Here is a 16,268-nt window from a genome sequence, read left to right as displayed (position 1 = left end):
AGGAATGGCAGAGTGGCTATTACCGAAGATTGGTGTAATAGAAAAACTCCAAGATATTATCGTAAAATTTTTAGCTAACTCCGAATTTTTAGCTGGAAAAATTTTCATCGAAGGCCCATTTAGGCTATCCGGTTCTTGTTATTGGCAGAAGTATCCACCTCTATTAAAGGGCATGGTTTAGAGCAGGATAAGCGCCGGTACGTCGAATCCGAACGTAACTTGAGTCGTCTGCATGGTTTTCTAAGTAAAGAAGAGCGCGAATTTGTATTCGCAATTTTTGAGTGGTATCACCGAGAGGTATTTGAAACTTACGGTTCGTTAGACCCAGATGATTTAGCATTGTCGCTCTATGGCTCGATTCGAACTCCGGTTTGGCGCTTAAGAAGAAAATCAGAAGGTTTTGATTATATTTTTGTTGATGAGGCTCAGCTTTTTAATGAAAACGAAAGGCGGCTTTTTTCGCTGCTATCTAACGATATCGCAGCGCATGTGCCAATCGCTTTAGCACTAGATGAAGCCCAATCTTTTTATGGGCAGTCGAGTGCCGGCCTTGCAACACTGGGAATTAAAGATATATCAAATCATAGCCTGGACTCTATTCGACGTTCTACATTGGAGATAGCGAAACTAGCTTTTTTTGTGATTCAAAGGAGTACCAATCTTTTTAGTAGCGACTTCCCAGACTTTACTGCAATTGAAAGCTTTAATTGCCCGGTAAAAAGTATGCGCTTTGGCAAACCTTCTATTGAAAAGGAAGCACCAGATTCGCGTAACTTTGGTAGATTCATACTGAAAAGGGTTCGAGAGCTCAGAGGCGACAACATCCGGCAAATTGCGGTTATTTGTCATCTTGAAAGTTATTGGGCAATTATAGAAGCCGAACTTTCCAAGGCTGAACTACCTTTCCAAGTGTTCAGAGAACGAGGTGAAAAAATCAAAGCTGAACAGCCCGTGGTGGTGCTGTGCCGACCTGCTCAGGTTGGTGGACAAGAGTTTGATGCAGTAATAATCGTTGGCTTAGAAAGGGGGGCAATGCGCTTGAAAGATAACCAAGCTTTCGAATCCGCGATTGAGCAACAGATGATCAGGGAAACCTACCTATCTATAACAAGAGCTCGCTACAAGGTGATTTTTGCGATTGGTAAACTCTCTGTGGAAAATGAATTGATTTCTGATTCAGTTGCTGCTGGCTTGGTCACAAAATAAAAGAAAACCATCTTTGGGCGCGGCCATCGCAGCGCTCAAAACATCTTTTAAAAGTCATAGTCTAGGTTATCTAAGACAGTAGCCGGTAAACATAATCTCTGCGAGAAAAAAGGGTGCGCATGAGATAATTGTATGATTGTGGTGCGAGAATGCTTATGAACTAAGCATCTTCCAAAATGAATTTAACATAATATACATTATGCGCACCAATGTTGAGATAGGCGGAATCTAACACTTTGCACGCTGTCATTGCTGGTTCTGCTTTTCTGCACAAACCTCTTTCTCTAGCCGAACCGCGATTGCATCCGTGTTTCGTTCTGGAATTTGAGGATCTTGTCTTGCCCCTAAGCGCCGTTTCCGGCGCTTAGGAACGTCATCACCAAACGTCAGATCATAATCCAAATCCATTGTGTTATGACGATTCACCAAACCCTTCAGCAAAAGCAGTTTTAAGTTCATTCATAAAAGCCTGTTCATCTTCTCCTTCACAAATCAGTTCTATCATGGTGTTGCCTTTCACGCCGGCACCAAGGATGCTCATCATACTTTTAATCGGGATCGCTTTGCCATTATTCACCAGCACCAGTGACGACCGGTATTTCTTAACAATTTTCACCAGCGTTGCTGCGGGCCTGGCATGTAATCCCGTACTGTTAACCACCCGGATGGATTGCTTAATCATTTCTGCTTCCCTCATGCAATTATTCAGCCTGGTGCAATGCTGGGTGGCCTTTGTTCATCATAATGATTTTGGCATAGACATCCTCTTCAACGGCCTGTTTGGCGTTTGCCATTACCCGCGCCAGATTCGCCTCGTTATTATTGTGAACATACGCCTTACCAACCGCAGTAATAAAAGCCTTGCGTAAATCGCTGGCAATATTCACTTTCACCACGTTGTAATTCACAAAGCTACGCAAAATATCGGCATCAATTCCTGAACCACCGTGAATCACCAGTGGCACCGGAGTAACGGCGGCAATACGCTGAAGCAGCGGAATATCAATACGCGGAATATCCTCCAGGCCGTGTACGTTGCCCACCGATACGGCCAGCATGTCGCAACCGGTTTGCTCAACAAACCTCTGCACCTTATCCGGCTCGGTTTTGCAATCTGCTTCGCTGACGTGATCGTCTTCTTTGCCGAGAATCGCACCAAGTTCAGCTTCAACAGGTACGCCGAAAGACTTGCAGAAATCCACGGCCGCACGAGTAAAATCAATATTCTCTTCAAAAGATAAGGCTGCACCATCAATCATCACCGAGGTAAAACCCGCGCGCACAGCCATTTTAACATCATCCAGGGTTTTACCGTGGTCAAGATGCAGGCTGACCGGCACATCCATTTTATCGGCATGGCGTTTAACGATTTCATAAATATAGTCGTAACCTGAAAGTTGCGCATTGGTGGGTGCAATCTGAATAAAATTCGGTAATCCAGAACGCTCGATAGCGTTCAGAATTGAAATTGTGGTTTCCAGATTGGTGGTATTAAATGCACCTGCAAGCACGTGTTTTTCCTGAATCCGGTCGAGTAAAACTCTACCATTAACTAAAGGCATGTTAACTCCTTATCTCTGTATGATGTTGATAAAATATAATTACCTATTACATGAGATTATCTAATGGCGAAAATACCCTCCTGTTCTAATTTGAAATTATAAAATTCGAGCCAGTGCTTTTGATATTCCTTTATTTTTTCTGTCCGTTGCGGATTAGGAAAGTAACGGCCAGCAAGCGTTATTGAGGGCGGCGATAAATCCGGGCAGGCAACCAATAATGCACCAACAGAAACCGCCTCATCAAAAGCTATTGCTTCTACTGGGCATTGCAAGACATCGGCTTTTAACTGTAGCCAGAACGGATTATTCACTGCTGGGCCAATGACCTTCAGTGGACGCCCTGCTGGTACGTTAAAACAGCCATAACAGTTAGCGAATTCCATTGTCAGGCCCATAAAAATGCTTTCCACCAATGTATCAGCCCCCAGCGTATCCCCCAGGCCATACAGCAACCCACGGGTAGCACGGTTTTTATTTGGCGAACCCGAGCCCCGCAAATGAGGAATAAACACGGGCACGGCGTTTGGCGACCACGAGGCCTGTTGATAGCGAAGCCAGACTCGCGCTAGCGCTGTGTCTATTTCTTCCTCTGTTAAGCGGAATGTACGGCGCAACCACTCAAGGGCGTAACCGCCAATCGGCAGAGAGGCAAACAGTGTGCATAAATCACCGTCAGAGTAACGGCCATTCGCCAACTTATTTCGCTGGGCCTGTGCATCCAGTAAAGGCTGTGGGGTTAGCAGTAAAATGCCTTCAGTGGTTCCCGTCGAGTTCAGTGCTTCACCTGGCACCAATTGCAATGCCCTCGCCCCAACCATATGGTCATGCCCCGCCAGGGTGACGCTCACGTCACTCGTTATGCCCAGTTCTTTAGCAAGCACAGGAGTGACCCATCCCGCGATCTCGCCGGGTTCCAGCAGTGGCGCCAATACATCAAACGGGATTTTCAGCAACTCAGCGGCTTGTCGTGACCACTTGCATGTAGTGACGTCTAAACACAATGTGCGGCTGGCAAGCGTAATTTCGGTACGTTTTTGCCCGGTCAGCAACCACAACAACACCTCTGGCGCATGTAACCAACGCATCCCGCGGTGTTTCGGCAGCGGATAGTTTTCCAACAGCCATCGCATTTTGAACGCGGAATAATTACTGTGCGGCGGCAAACCGGTAATCGAATACAGCTCCTGCTTTTGCGCTTCGTTCAGCGCTGAAAGATAATCCTCACCACGCCGATCATACCAGGCTAGCATCGGCGTCAGGATAGTACCGTCTTCGTCGATAAACACCCCGGATTCACCAAAACTGGCGATACTGATGCGGCTGATTGCCACCGGCGTTAGCATGATCAGTTCAGCCATAACGCACTTTATTGTTTGCCAGAGTTGGTTAATATCAAAATCGACATCGCCCTGCCCTGAAACCCGTTTTGGCGTCGGGAATTTACGCACATCCATTACACTTGCATCGAGGCAGGAATAACAGCTGACTTTACAGTTGGTGGTACCAATATCGATAACGATCGCCGCCGTGTTGTCAGGCATATACCGTTCCTTTTGTCAGACGAAATACAGCATAAAGCGCCAGCGCGACAACCGGAATCAAGCCCATTGCAATGAAATTGCCATTGAAGATTTCCAGCAGCCAAAAACGGAACGGATTTCCCCCGTCCAGAAAGCTGGATACTTGCCCGCTAGAACCTTCAGCAAATTTGAAATTAACATCTTTCGCCATCTCGGTAATAAATGGCGCAATTTTGGTAGCAATCCACAGGTCGGCCACGATGACGGGAATAGCGGTGATCACGGCGCGGAAGATATTGCCGCGGCAGGCCAATACGATCATTGATGCCATCACCGCCAAGTTGGCCAGATCGCCCAGCGGCAGCACTTGATTACCCGGCAAGATAAAGGCGATAAAGACCGAGATTGGGGTCAGCAGCAGAGCCGTAGAGATAATCGCTGGGTTCCCTACCGCTACAGCAATATCTAGCCCGATATACAGATCGTCACGGCCCGGGTACTTGGCATTGAGGTATTTCTTAATAGCTTCAGATAAAGGTAACAGCCCTTCCATCAGGATACGTACCATGCGCGGAAGAATGAACATCACCCCACCAATGCTGATACCAAGCAGCAGAATGTGTTTAATATCGTAGCCAGCAATCACGCCCAACATGACACCAAGAATGGTGCCGACCATCATTGGCTCACCGAAAATACCGAATTTTTTCTGAACACTTTCCGGATCAATATTAATTCGGTTTAGCCCAGGGATTTTGTTGATCACCGCGTCGAACAGTAATCCGATGGGGAAAAAGACCGCCGACGACAACGTGGGCAAGGAGATCCCTTCCAAACCAAAATATTTACGGACCAGCGGCGCAGACCAGTCTGCCAGTTTTAAAACCACGATGGCCGCTACTGCCGCCGCCAGCAATCCCAACACAAAACTACCGGTGCTGTAGTAAACTAGTGTCCCTGCCAATGCAAAGTGCCAATAGTTCCACATATCGACATCCACCGTGCGGGTTTTATTTAACGCCAGCATAGCGACGTTAATTAGAATGGTGAGCGGGATAACAAAAGGCGCTATCGGTGAACCCCAGGTAATTGCGGATAGTGGTGGCCAACCAAGATCGACGACCGGCAGGTTAATACCGGTCCGTTCAACCATCGCCTGGGCCGCTGGGCCTACACTGCTGGTGAGAATATCAAATATGGCGTAAATACCGACAAAGCCAATCCCTACCGTTAATGATGATCGAAGCGCTTTCGCCGGTTTGACTTTAAAACATAAGGCCAGAATAAAGAGTACCAGTGGCAATAATACGGTCGGGCCAAAACCCAGGATATATTGCACAATGGTATAAAGGGTATGTGCTAAATTGTTCATATCAGACCTCTGTTCAGGTATAACCAGACACTCTATGAGCGCCCGGATATCTTGGCTGAATTTATTTAATTTAATTATTATTGGCTTTTAGAATGGCGACTATCTGTTCAAGGACCTTATCTTCACCCACACCGGTAATAATAGGAAGGCCGTTAACCACCGGGATATCAAGTTCATAGGGAACTTTCGTGGTCGAAACTATCAGTGTGGCACCACTTGTATTATTGGGCAACGAAGCAACATTGGTCTGTGAATAATCAACCTTTAGGCCATGCTCTTTGCAATACTCCATTACTTTTTCAGTTACTGCTGTGGATGTCGCAATGCCCGTTGCACAAACAAATAATATTGTTTGACTCATAACTCACCTCTTTCCACTATTTTAGTTAAAATGGATTGATAAATCTCCTCATCATCCATGGCAAGAAGCCGTTGCATAAACTCGCCATCCTGAATGATGTCCATGATCAATCCCAGAACGTTGAGCTGTTTATTGCTTTCCCCCAGAGCCAACAGAAATACTACCTGAACAGCTACCGATTCGGGAGCTCCGCCCATATCGGCAAATATCACTGGCTTTGGCAGCACACCGATGCTGATAGCATTGTGGCGTACGTATTTATGGTCGGTATGTGGAATCGCTACCCCTACCGGCTCAACTGGAAGCCCCGTGGGGAACTTCGCTTCGCGCGCGAGCACATGGCTGGCGAAATCCTCTACAACCATGCGATCGTTAATTAATGGATCGGCAAGCTGGTGAATTAGCGCTTCTACCGACAATCCCTGAGGAAGATGTTGTACATAGTGACGACGAAAATGAATATCTTGCATAATATCCCCGTGACTTAGTTGGCGTCTCTGCGTTGTAATATGGTGCCGAGATAATATTTATTCCCTTTTAACCAAACGTTCCCGAATTCTACCGGTAAACCATGAGAAAAAAACACTAATTGTTCAAGGTGCAATACGGGGGCATCTTCGCTAATATCAAGATAATGCCCACGGTCATTCCCAATTAGTCGTGCTGCATAGCGGCTTTCTGAGTATCTAATTTTATTATTTGATAATTTTTCAATCGTGGGGAATAAGTTGTGTTGTGTAAAATCCACGTCTGTTATTCCCGGGCAGAGTTCAATGTTAATACGGTTTTCAATTAACATCACTTTCTCGTCGCCAATACAGCGGAGACGTTCGAGAAATAAAATATCTTGGCCGGATTTAATATTTAGCTTTTCCGCCACATAGCGGTTTGCCGGCTCAACCCGTGAGGTGATCACACTGGTTGTGAAGTGTATTTTTTGGCTTTCCAGTGATTCTGCAAAAGATAGCAGCCCTTCACCTAGTGGATAGGCAATATTCTCTTTTTTCACGAAGGTGCCTTTCCCCTGAACCTGAACCAGTACGCCCTCCCTGACCAGTTGGTTAACCGCTTTTTTTACCGTTCCCCGGCTGACGTCCAGCATATCCATAATCTGAAATTCAGAAGGAATGCGATCGTCTTCAACCAGTTCACCGCTATAAATGTTCTCCCTAATCCACTCAACCACCTGTTGGTAGAGTGGGATTTGCGAACTTTTGCTTAACATTTTCGAGCCATTCATCTGAACGTCCAAAGTTGTCTATAGACAATCATGTACAATGTAGTGCTTATGATAGATAAATCTGTTGGGAAGTGGCTCGAAGGGGGTCACACTTTGGGGGAGCGATTCAGGATCCATTTTCTGTGAGTCACATCACGAACCAGGTGAAATCCTTGGTGAAGAAAATGAGGGCGACTGAAAATGGGGGAAAGAAAAACAGAAGGGAAATGGGCAAGACAAGCACCGGAAACAGAGCCAACTGCGGCCCTTTTCCCGATCGCGCTACGCGAAATCTGTAAAACATAACCAGCTAAGTCCCTGCAGATTTGTTCAAAACGCACCGATGAAATCGCCGAAAAGCAGGCGGCAAAATCGGACGTATACCACTACGCTGGCCAGAGTGGTGAATTTCAATAAGACAGATGCTTGATTTAACATAATGAAGTGACGTTGTCACTTGCAGTGAATGCAATTATGCCCCTTTCCTGGCTTAACCAGCAACAACCTCGCTGTTGCTGGCCGTATGTAACGCGTTAGTTCAGCGTATATTGCAGCGTGATTTCTGCTTTGAGTAGTTGCGACACCGGGCAGCCGGCTTTGGCTTTGTTGATGATTTTATCGAAGGTGGCTTCATCAATCCCCGGCAGTTTCACCGTGCTGGTAAGCTCAATTTTGGTGATGGCAAAACCACCGTCGACTTTATCCAGAGAGACATTGGCCGTGGTATCAATCGATTCGGGCGTGTAACCTTCTTCGCCAAGCATCAGCGATAACGCCATGGAAAAACAGCCTGCGTGCGCAGCGCCGATCAGTTCCTCCGGGTTGGTGCCCGGTTTGCCCTCGAAGCGAGTATTAAAACCGTACGGCTGCTGTTTCAGCGCGCCGCTTTCGGTCGAGATGGTACCTTTCCCACGCTTAATATCGCCTTCCCAATGTGCCTGGCCTTTCTTATGAATCGTCATGCCGTCTCCTTTATCCGTTCAGATTGGCGCCTGGCAGGCACCACCGTCGTGACATTCAACATTGTCACCTCACCTTAAACCCTAGTTCACATCCGGCAAAAAAGCCAAGCCGGTATGGTTAACTAATTGATTTTTATGAACTCATATATTGAGGGGAATGTTGAGATGATAATCGGCCCCAACGCTATGCCGGGGCCGATGAAAGGCCGCATCGGGCCAGTCAGGCGCGTGCTGCCTGCTGCGGCACTAATGCAATATGGGATAAACGGAACGTCATTCCTGCGGCAATCAGCGTGATAACGCTGCAAACCAACAGGCCGGCATCAATGGCGTTGATTAAGGTATGGCGCGCCAGGATCACGTCCGCGGTGATGGGGTTGTTGCCCAGGCTAAGCAGCTTGCCGGGATCGGCCCAGTGCTGCCAGGCTTCTTTTAACTCGTTACGTTGTAACAACCAGTGGTACAACGTCATCAACAACAGGCTGGTTGCCGCGGTGCCGAGCAGCCCGCCCACCAGGCGGAAAGATTGCAGTAATGCCGTGGCAATGCCCAAATGTTCGCGTGGTGCCAGCGTTTGGGTGAAAATGGTCAGGTTTAGCAAAATAAAGCCCAGCCCCACGCCGGCCATCAGCATCAACAGCAGCAACTGGTGAAAACTGCCCTGCGCCCCGCTTAGCGCCAGCCCCAGGCAGGCAACGCCAAGCAACAGGAAACCGGATACCGGCAGCAACGCCGGGTTGCGCAGCCGGGTGACGATCCGCCCGTTGATGATTGCGCCAACGGTAATGCTCACGCCCATCGGGGTTAACAGCAACGCGGCCTGTTGTGCCGAGTAGCCATAGCCGGCCTGGAATAACAGCGGCGCGAAATACAGCAGAATAAACATCACCGCGCCTGCCAGCGTGGAGAGGATAAACAGTTGCCGCAGCGTGCCGGCAACGAACAAAGATGGCGGTAACAGAGGGGATACGGCGCGTTTTTGCTGGGCAAGCAGCGCCAAAAGCGAAGCCAGCGCGGCCAGCATCAGCGCGATAACGCCAACGACATTCATCTGTGAAGATAATCCCGTCACCCCTAACTGCAGGCAGCCAAGCAGCGTAATCACCAGCAGCCCGCCCAGCCAGTCCAGATGGATATCGTGCTGTTGCACGGGTTTAAAATAGGGCAAATAACGCCAGGCGATGGCTAACGCCACCACACCGCACGGCACGTTCAGGTAGAACACGGCGCGCCAGCCGTAATGTTCAGTCAGGATCCCGCCGACCGTCGGCCCCAGCGCATTGACGATGCTAAAGGCGGTGCTAAGCAGAATTTGCCAGCGCAGCCGGCGGCGCATATCGGGGAACAGTTCAGGAATGCAGGCAAAAGCGGTGCCGATCAACATCCCACCGCCGATGCCCTGCAGCGCCCGCCAAATCACCAGCATCAGCATGCTGCCGGCCTGGGCGCACAGCAGCGAGGCCAATGTAAACACCAGCGTTGCCGCAATCACAAAGTATTTGCGCCCAAAATAGTCGCCCAGGCGGCCAAAGATCGGCACGGTGACGATGGATGTCAGCAGGTAGCCGGTAGCCAGCCAGGCATAGAGATCAAAACCGCCGAGATCGGCCACGATGTAAGGCATGGTATTGCCGATCACGGTCTGATCGAGCGCCGAGAGCATCAGCGTCAGCGAAAGCCCCAGCATAGCCAGCAAAGCGCGCCGGAAACCTAACGGCGCAGGCGTTTCTATTTTGGGCATGGTCATTCCCCGTATTTAGCGCAGTTGTGCCACAGCGCGCGCCATACGGTTGGCGCCTTCAAGCAAGGTATCGATATCCGTGGCGATCGACAAACGGAAGAACGGTGAAATGCCATAAGCGGCGCCTGGCACCACGGCCACCCCTTCGCTTTCCAGCAAATACAGCACCACATCATTGTCATTCTGCAACGTGTTGCCCTGCGGCGTTTGGCGCCCAAGGATTCCGGCGCAGTTGACATACAGGTAAAACGCCCCGTCAGGCTTTTTGCATGCCAGGCCCGGAATGTTGTTGATCGCTTCCACCATCCGATCGCGCCGTAACCGGTAGGTTTCGCGGCTGCGATCGATAAAATCGGTACCGCTGCCCAGCGCCGCCAACGCCGCCGCCTGGCTCACCGAGCAGGCATTACTGGTTGATTGTGATTGCAGCGTGCCCATGGCAGTAATTAACCCTTCGGGGCCGGCGGCATAGCCAATGCGCCATCCGGTCATGGCATAGGTTTTGGATACGCCGTTCACCACCAAGGTGCGGTCTGCCAGCGCAGGCTCAACCGCCAGCAGATGGCAAGGTTGGCTATCGTCAAAACGAATGTGCTCGTAAATATCATCCGTCATGATCGCCAGCCCCGGGTGCTCCAATAGCACATCGGCCAGTGCGCGCAGTTCGCTCTCGGTATAGCTGGCGCCGCTGGGGTTGCTGGGTGAATTGAGTAACAGCCAACGGCACTCTGGCGTGATGGCCGCTTGCAGTTGTTCGGCGGTCAGTTTAAAGCCGTTCTCTTCCTGGCAGGCCAGGATCACCGGTTCCCCTTCACAGGCCAGCACCATATCTGGGTAAGAAACCCAGTACGGCGCCGGGATCAACACTTTGTCACCCGGCTCCAGCGTGGCGGTTAGCGCGTTGAAAATCGCGCTTTTGGCGCCGCAGGTGACGATAATATTGTCGGGTGAGAAACTCAGCCGGTTTTCCCGTTGGAATTTGTCGGCAATCGCCTGGCGCAGCGCCGGTGTACCGTTATTCTGCGTGTAGCGTGTTTCGCCCCGCTCAATCGCCGCACAGGCGGCTTGGCGAATAACCTCTGGCGTATCAAAGTCCGGCTCGCCGGTCACCAAATTAACGATCGATTTGCCGGCGCGGCGCAGCGCGTTGGCACGATCGGCCGCCGTGCTGCTGGGCGAGGTCTTGATGCGGGTGATGCGTGAAGCGATGCGAATTGCACTCATGACAAACTCCTGATGCCTTTGTGGATTGAAAATACGGTAATAGAGAGCCCGCACCGGCGCTAAGAGGAGTTCGTTCTGGTTCAATCGCGTTGGCTTATGGATAAGCACCAGCAATAGCATAAATGCATTGCTACTGTGCAGCACGGAAGCCTGTATCCTTGCCAGCCTTGTGATCACATTTAAAATAATACTTAAATTACATGATGTTATACTGATTTTGATGTTGAATAAAAAAGCTGGCTTAAGATTTGCTTAACCCTTCATGATATCTTTTGTTATGAGGGTAAAGACCATGAATCTCAGGCGATTAAAGTACTTTGTGAAAATTGTCGATATCGGCAGTTTGACTCAGGCTGCTGATATTCTGCATATTGCCCAACCGGCGTTAAGCCAGCAGTTGGCGACGCTTGAGAGCGAAGTGAAACAGCAACTGCTGATCCGCACCAAACGCGGCGTAACCCCCACCGATGCCGGCAAAATCCTTTATACCCATGCCCAGGCCATTCTGCGCCAGTGCGAACAGGCGCAAAGCGCCATCGACGGTTCCGCCCAGTTGCTCTCCGGCACCGTCTCCGTCGGGCTGGCGCCCGGCACCGCCGCCAGCCAATTGGCACTGCCTCTGTTCAAAGCCGTTAAGCAACAACACCCTGGCATTCTGTTGTATTACAACGAAAACTTCGGCATTACGCTGAGCGAGCTGATCATGAGCGGGCGGATGGATATGGCAGTGCTGTACGGCAACCGCCAGATCCACGGGTTATCGTTTGTTCCACTGATGAAAGAAGACCTCTACCTGGTCAGCAGCAGCGCCAAAAAACCACAGGGCAACACGGTTGATCTTGAACAGGTCGCGGCAAAAGATCTGTTTTTACCGCAGTCTTATAATTTTATGCGCAAGATGGTGGATGACGCCTTTGCCGCACGCGGGCTGACCGGGCGCGTGGTGTGCGAGATCGAATCGGCCACCACGCTGACGGCGGCCGTGGCCAGCGGTTATGGTGCCACGATTCTGCCAGAGTCGGCCGCGCGCACCCTGCTCGCGCCCGCCGGCGCGTGGATGGCGAAGATCGTTAACCCAGGGATCCAGGCCCCGTTATCTTTTTGTTCGTCCGACCATCTGCCGCTTTCCCAGCCTGCACAGGCGGTGAAAAAAATCCTGCTGGCGTTAATGGCCGAACGTGCGCCGGATAATCGGCCCCTTGCGTTGGCCTAACGTACGGTGTGATAAGTCTCGCTTATTACCACAAAACGAAACCCTCTTAGTGGCTGGGATAAACGGCACGCTACAGTGCCAATACCACTCACAAGAAGCCCCTTTTGCCGTTTAAGGGGCCATAAGAGGTAATGATGGATCTTGCGCAACAGTGGGTTAACCCGCAATTGAGTTTATTAGGTACGCGGACAATGTTATTTGAAGCGCCTGGCTCGCTGTGCCTGGAAAACCAGCAACGTATCTGGGCGCTGGCCAAATTTGCCGAGGAACTGCCGGAGATCGCTGAAACGGTGCCGGGCATGAACAATTTGATGCTGGTGCTGCGTCGGGCGCCGGAAGCCCCTGAAGAGATGTTCAGCAAACTGCTTAAGCAGTGGCAACGCGATGAACGTATGCAACTGCAGGGAAAAACCATCGAACTGCCGGTAGTATACGGCGGCGAGTATGGCCCGCATTTGCACGATGTCGCCGAACACAGCGGCCTGAGCGTGCATGAGGTCGTCGCGCGCCACTGCGCCCCGCTCTATCCGGTATATGCCCTCGGCAGCCATCCAGGCTATTGCTATCTTGGCAATATGGATCCCAGCATTGCCACCCCACGCCGCCAAACGCCGCTGATGAGCATCCCCGGCGGCGCCGTTTCAATCGGTGGGCTGCAAACCGGCGTATCCGCTTCGGCCGGCCCCAGCGGCTGGAATACCATTGGCCATACCGATTTCGTCTTTTTTGATGCTTACGCCTGCCCGCCGGTCACCCTGCAACCGGGCGACAATATCGCCTTCAAAGCCGTGGGGGTGCAGGCATGATTGTTATTGACAAAACCACCCCGCTCAGCAGCGTGCAGGATCTTGGGCGCACGGGTTGCCTGCACTACGGCGTTGGCACCGCAGGCGCCATGGATCCACTGGCGCTGCAATTGGGCAATGCCTTGCTGGGCAATGATCTCAACGCCGCCGCGATAGAAATCCCGTTGTTCCCATTCCAGGTGCGCTTCCTCGCCGATTGCCGGTTTGCCGTGACCGGCCACGACGGCAAGGTGATGCTGGACGATGAGCCATTGCCTTTCTGGTGGTGCGCCCAGGCGCGTAAAGGCCAGCGTTTAACCTTGTCGGCATCGAATAAAACTACCCGCGCGTATCTGCATTTGCCCGGCGGCATTGATGTGCCGCAGGTGCTGGGTTCACGCAGTACCCAACTGCGCGGCGAGTTCGGCGGTTACCAGGGGCGTGGCCTGCAAAACGGCGATCGGCTGAGCGCCGCCGCCCCACGCCAGGATGGCCCGGTAGATTTCGGCATTGTTCCCCCGTTGTTGGCGTTTGGCCTGAATGATGCGCCCGAACGGGTGATTCGCGTGCTGCCGGCGGCGGAAAACAACGCTTTTACCGAAGCCTCGCGCCAGGCTTTTTGGCGCCAAGCCTGGCAAATCACGCCGCAAAGCAACCGTTATGGTTACCGCCTGGCGGGGGAACGCCTGGTGGCCAACGCGCCGATGGAGATGCGCTCGCACGGCATTATCCCCGGCGTTATTCAGGTGCCGCACAACGGGCAGCCGATTATTCAGATGCGCGACGCGCAGCCGAGCGGCGGTTACCCCAAGTTCGGCACGGTGATTGATGCCGACATGTGGCTGCTGGGGCAAATTCCGGTCGGTAGCAAAGTGCGTTTTGCCGAGGTGACCTATCAGCAGGCGCGGGAAGCCGAGTGCCAACAGCAGGCTTATCTGCTCAAGGTGATTGAGCAAATCGCCTGTTACCGGCGCTATGAGGATTAACCCCCAATTTTGGAGATGAAGTGATGTTGGCGATTGCTGAACTGCGCCAGATTGCGCACAAAATAAGCCAGTCTGGGGTGCAAGACATTGAAATTGCGGGCAGCCACTACCGGGTACGTATGCGCTGCGCGCCCTGCCGCCCCCAACCGCGGGCACAGGCGGAGCCGCAGCCGGTGGCGCAGGCAGAGCCTGAAAACAAAATTATCACGGCACAACGGCCGGGCATTATTTGGTTTACCCATCCGCTGAACGGCAAAGCGATATCCACACCGGGCGAAACCGTCAAACCCGGCGCGTTGCTGGCGCTGCTCAGCATTGGCCACCTGATGCTGCCGGTGCGCAGCCCGGTTGGCGGCACGTTGCTGGAGCACTGCGCCGCCAACGGCAGCGTGGTGGAATACGGCAGTGAACTGCTTGCTTTGGCCGAGAACGATTAAGGAGAACACGATGAACGTCATTGATCTGAACGCCGATCTTGGCGAAGGCTTCGGCGATTACACCATCGCCGACGATACCGCGCTGATGGGATTAATCTCTTCCGCCAACGTGGCCTGCGGTTTCCATGCCGGTGATGCCACCATCATGGCCAACAGCGTGCGGATGGCCAAAGAACGGCAGGTCGATTTGGGCGCACACGTCGGCTTCCCTGATTTGCTGGGTTTTGGCCGCCGCAGGATGCAAATCGATGTCGCCACGCTGGCGAACTACGTGACCTATCAGCTCGGCGCCCTGGCAGGCTTTGCGCGGGCCGCCAATTACCCGATGACCCACATGAGTTTCCACGGTGCGTTGGGCAACATGGCGGCGGAAGATCCCACGCTCGCCCTGCCGTTGTTGAAAGCGGTCAAGGCGTTTAACGCCGATTTAATCATCAGCACCACCGCCGGCAATGCGGTTGAATATGGCGCGCACGAGCTGGGTTTTAAAGTCGCCACCACCTTCCTGGCCGATCGCGCTTACGATCGCCACGGCATGCTGGTGCGGCGCGGCCTGCCCGGCGCGGTGATCCACGATGCGCAGCAAATCAGCCGGCGGGTCACCCGCCTGTTGACCGATGGCACGGTGGAAAGCATCGAAGGCGAAACGCTGGTGATGCCGGTCACGTCCATCCTGTTGCATGGCGACACGCCGGGCGCGCTGACGCTGGCGCAGCAAATACGCCATGATATCGAAGCGATGGGCGTGAAGATCGTCCCTATTTCACGGCATTAGCGATGATGCCCGGGGAACCATAAGGCAGCCTTATTGCCACACAGGCTTTCTGTCTTATCTCACCCACAGATTACTGGTTACAGTCCATTTATAGCTTTTTTTCCCGTTTGCTTTACGCGCAAATGGCCGATCATTCAGGGGAGTTACTATGCCATTTTCAGATTATAAAACCGCGTTGGTCACCGGCGCTTCCGCCGGCCTGGGTGAAGCCATTGTCGAACGTTTGTGTAAGGAAGGGATCACCGTGCACGCCGTGGCCCGGCGCCAGGAGCAGCTGGCGGCCCTGGCCGAACGCACCGGTTGCATCCCGCACGCCGTGGATATCTCCGATACCCAAGCCGTGGCCCAGCTGTGCGAAGGGTTGGAGATCGACATTCTGGTTAACAACGCCGGGGTTTCACGTTCCGGCTCGCTGCTTGATTCCGACGAAGACGGCATCGATAGCCAGGTTGATGTCAACCTGCGCGCGGTGCTGCATTTAACCCGCCTGTTGGTGCCCGGCATGGTTAAACGTGACCGCGGCCATGTGATCAACATCTCTTCCATTGCCGGCGTGTACAACTTCAACGGCAATACCATTTACCACGCCACCAAAGCCGCGGTGCATATGCTTTCGCGCCAGTTGCGCATCGATGTTTACGGCAAGCGTGTGCGCGTGACCGAGATCTGCCCTGGCCGCGTCGCAACCGATATTTTCGGCAACGTTTGGGGCGATGCGGAAGAAGCGCGCAAGCGGTTTATTGATGGGTTTGAGCTGCCGCAGGCTTCCGACGTGGCCGACGCGGTGGCATTCAGCATCGCCGCCCCTATCGCCGTTAATATCGGCCATATTGAACTGACGCCGACTCTGCAGGTGCCCGGCGGGCTTTCGACCATGCGCCCTGATGATGCAACCCTATGATATC

Annotated in this window: 17 protein-coding genes; 7 read left to right on the top strand and 10 right to left on the bottom strand. The window is 52.3% G+C overall.

Features of this window, described 5'->3' with window-relative positions; all coding sequences use genetic code 11:
* Positions 1–141 precede the first annotated feature (141 nt).
* Positions 142–1,206, top strand: a complete 1,065-nt coding sequence (locus AC559G_RS17785) for a UvrD-helicase domain-containing protein (protein ID WP_498913548.1) — start codon at positions 142–144, stop codon at positions 1,204–1,206.
* A 412-nt stretch (positions 1,207–1,618) separates the two neighbouring features.
* Here the strand turns inward: AC559G_RS17785 and AC559G_RS17780 are convergent, their stop codons facing one another.
* The 10 genes from AC559G_RS17780 to AC559G_RS17735 form a co-directional block, all read right to left on the bottom strand.
* On the bottom strand, positions 1,619–1,888 hold the full coding sequence (locus AC559G_RS17780) for an HPr family phosphocarrier protein (RefSeq protein ID WP_498913546.1): 270 nt from the start codon (positions 1,886–1,888) through the stop codon (positions 1,619–1,621).
* Between the two features lie 19 nt (positions 1,889–1,907).
* Positions 1,908–2,768: a beta/alpha barrel domain-containing protein gene (locus AC559G_RS17775; RefSeq protein WP_498913544.1), complete on the bottom strand. Its 861-nt coding sequence runs from the start codon at positions 2,766–2,768 to the stop codon at positions 1,908–1,910.
* Positions 2,769–2,824: 56 nt separating this feature from the next.
* Positions 2,825–4,309, bottom strand: a complete 1,485-nt coding sequence (locus AC559G_RS17770; RefSeq protein WP_498913543.1) for an FGGY-family carbohydrate kinase — start codon at positions 4,307–4,309, stop codon at positions 2,825–2,827.
* Positions 4,302–5,660: a PTS galactitol transporter subunit IIC gene (locus AC559G_RS17765; protein WP_095848690.1), complete on the bottom strand. Its 1,359-nt coding sequence runs from the start codon at positions 5,658–5,660 to the stop codon at positions 4,302–4,304. Before AC559G_RS17765 ends, AC559G_RS17770 begins: the two co-directional genes overlap by 8 nt.
* A gap of 70 nt (positions 5,661–5,730) precedes the next feature.
* Entirely contained in the window at positions 5,731–6,021 is a 291-nt protein-coding gene (locus AC559G_RS17760) for a PTS sugar transporter subunit IIB (protein ID WP_121552620.1), read from the bottom strand.
* A complete protein-coding gene (locus tag AC559G_RS17755; protein ID WP_498913541.1) occupies positions 6,018–6,491 on the bottom strand; it encodes a PTS sugar transporter subunit IIA in 474 nt (157 codons plus the stop codon). Before AC559G_RS17755 ends, AC559G_RS17760 begins: the two co-directional genes overlap by 4 nt.
* A 14-nt stretch (positions 6,492–6,505) precedes the next feature.
* The gene (locus AC559G_RS17750; protein WP_498913539.1) at positions 6,506–7,261 is read right to left on the bottom strand and encodes a GntR family transcriptional regulator; all 756 of its coding nucleotides are present in this window, start codon (positions 7,259–7,261) and stop codon (positions 6,506–6,508) included.
* Positions 7,262–7,773: 512 nt separating this feature from the next.
* Positions 7,774–8,202 (bottom strand): OsmC family protein, encoded by a 429-nt coding sequence (locus AC559G_RS17745; RefSeq protein ID WP_095848686.1) that lies wholly within the window; start codon positions 8,200–8,202, stop codon positions 7,774–7,776.
* Positions 8,203–8,422: 220 nt separating this feature from the next.
* Complete coding sequence (locus tag AC559G_RS17740) at positions 8,423–9,943, bottom strand: MFS transporter (RefSeq protein ID WP_498913536.1); 1,521 nt, start codon at positions 9,941–9,943, stop codon at positions 8,423–8,425.
* Between the two features lie 15 nt (positions 9,944–9,958).
* Positions 9,959–11,167, bottom strand: a complete 1,209-nt coding sequence (locus AC559G_RS17735) for an aspartate transaminase (protein ID WP_498913534.1) — start codon at positions 11,165–11,167, stop codon at positions 9,959–9,961.
* Between the two features lie 292 nt (positions 11,168–11,459).
* Between AC559G_RS17735 and nac the strand changes: the two genes are divergently transcribed.
* From nac to AC559G_RS17705, 6 genes are all read left to right on the top strand, one after another.
* Positions 11,460–12,380, top strand: a complete 921-nt coding sequence (gene nac, locus AC559G_RS17730; RefSeq protein ID WP_095848684.1) for a nitrogen assimilation transcriptional regulator NAC — start codon at positions 11,460–11,462, stop codon at positions 12,378–12,380.
* Between the two features lie 131 nt (positions 12,381–12,511).
* The gene (gene pxpB / locus AC559G_RS17725; protein ID WP_438598121.1) at positions 12,512–13,186 is read left to right on the top strand and encodes a 5-oxoprolinase subunit PxpB; all 675 of its coding nucleotides are present in this window, start codon (positions 12,512–12,514) and stop codon (positions 13,184–13,186) included.
* On the top strand, positions 13,183–14,151 hold the full coding sequence (locus tag AC559G_RS17720) for a 5-oxoprolinase subunit C family protein (protein ID WP_498913532.1): 969 nt from the start codon (positions 13,183–13,185) through the stop codon (positions 14,149–14,151). Before pxpB ends, AC559G_RS17720 begins: the two co-directional genes overlap by 4 nt.
* A gap of 23 nt (positions 14,152–14,174) precedes the next feature.
* Positions 14,175–14,588, top strand: a complete 414-nt coding sequence (locus tag AC559G_RS17715) for an acetyl-CoA carboxylase biotin carboxyl carrier protein (protein ID WP_462616215.1) — start codon at positions 14,175–14,177, stop codon at positions 14,586–14,588.
* A gap of 10 nt (positions 14,589–14,598) precedes the next feature.
* Positions 14,599–15,363 carry a LamB/YcsF family protein gene (locus AC559G_RS17710; protein ID WP_498913530.1) on the top strand — a complete coding sequence of 255 codons (765 nt, stop codon included), beginning with the start codon at positions 14,599–14,601 and terminating at the stop codon, positions 15,361–15,363.
* Positions 15,364–15,511: 148 nt separating this feature from the next.
* Complete coding sequence (locus tag AC559G_RS17705; protein ID WP_279022820.1) at positions 15,512–16,264, top strand: SDR family oxidoreductase; 753 nt, start codon at positions 15,512–15,514, stop codon at positions 16,262–16,264.
* Positions 16,265–16,268 lie beyond the last annotated feature (4 nt).

Origin of the sequence: Gibbsiella greigii, assembly GCF_039540155.1 — a bacterium.
Taxonomy (GTDB): domain Bacteria; phylum Pseudomonadota; class Gammaproteobacteria; order Enterobacterales; family Enterobacteriaceae; genus Gibbsiella; species Gibbsiella quercinecans.
The sequence above is the reverse complement of the archived record's forward strand: the minus strand, read 5'-3'. Positions and strand labels throughout refer to the sequence as shown.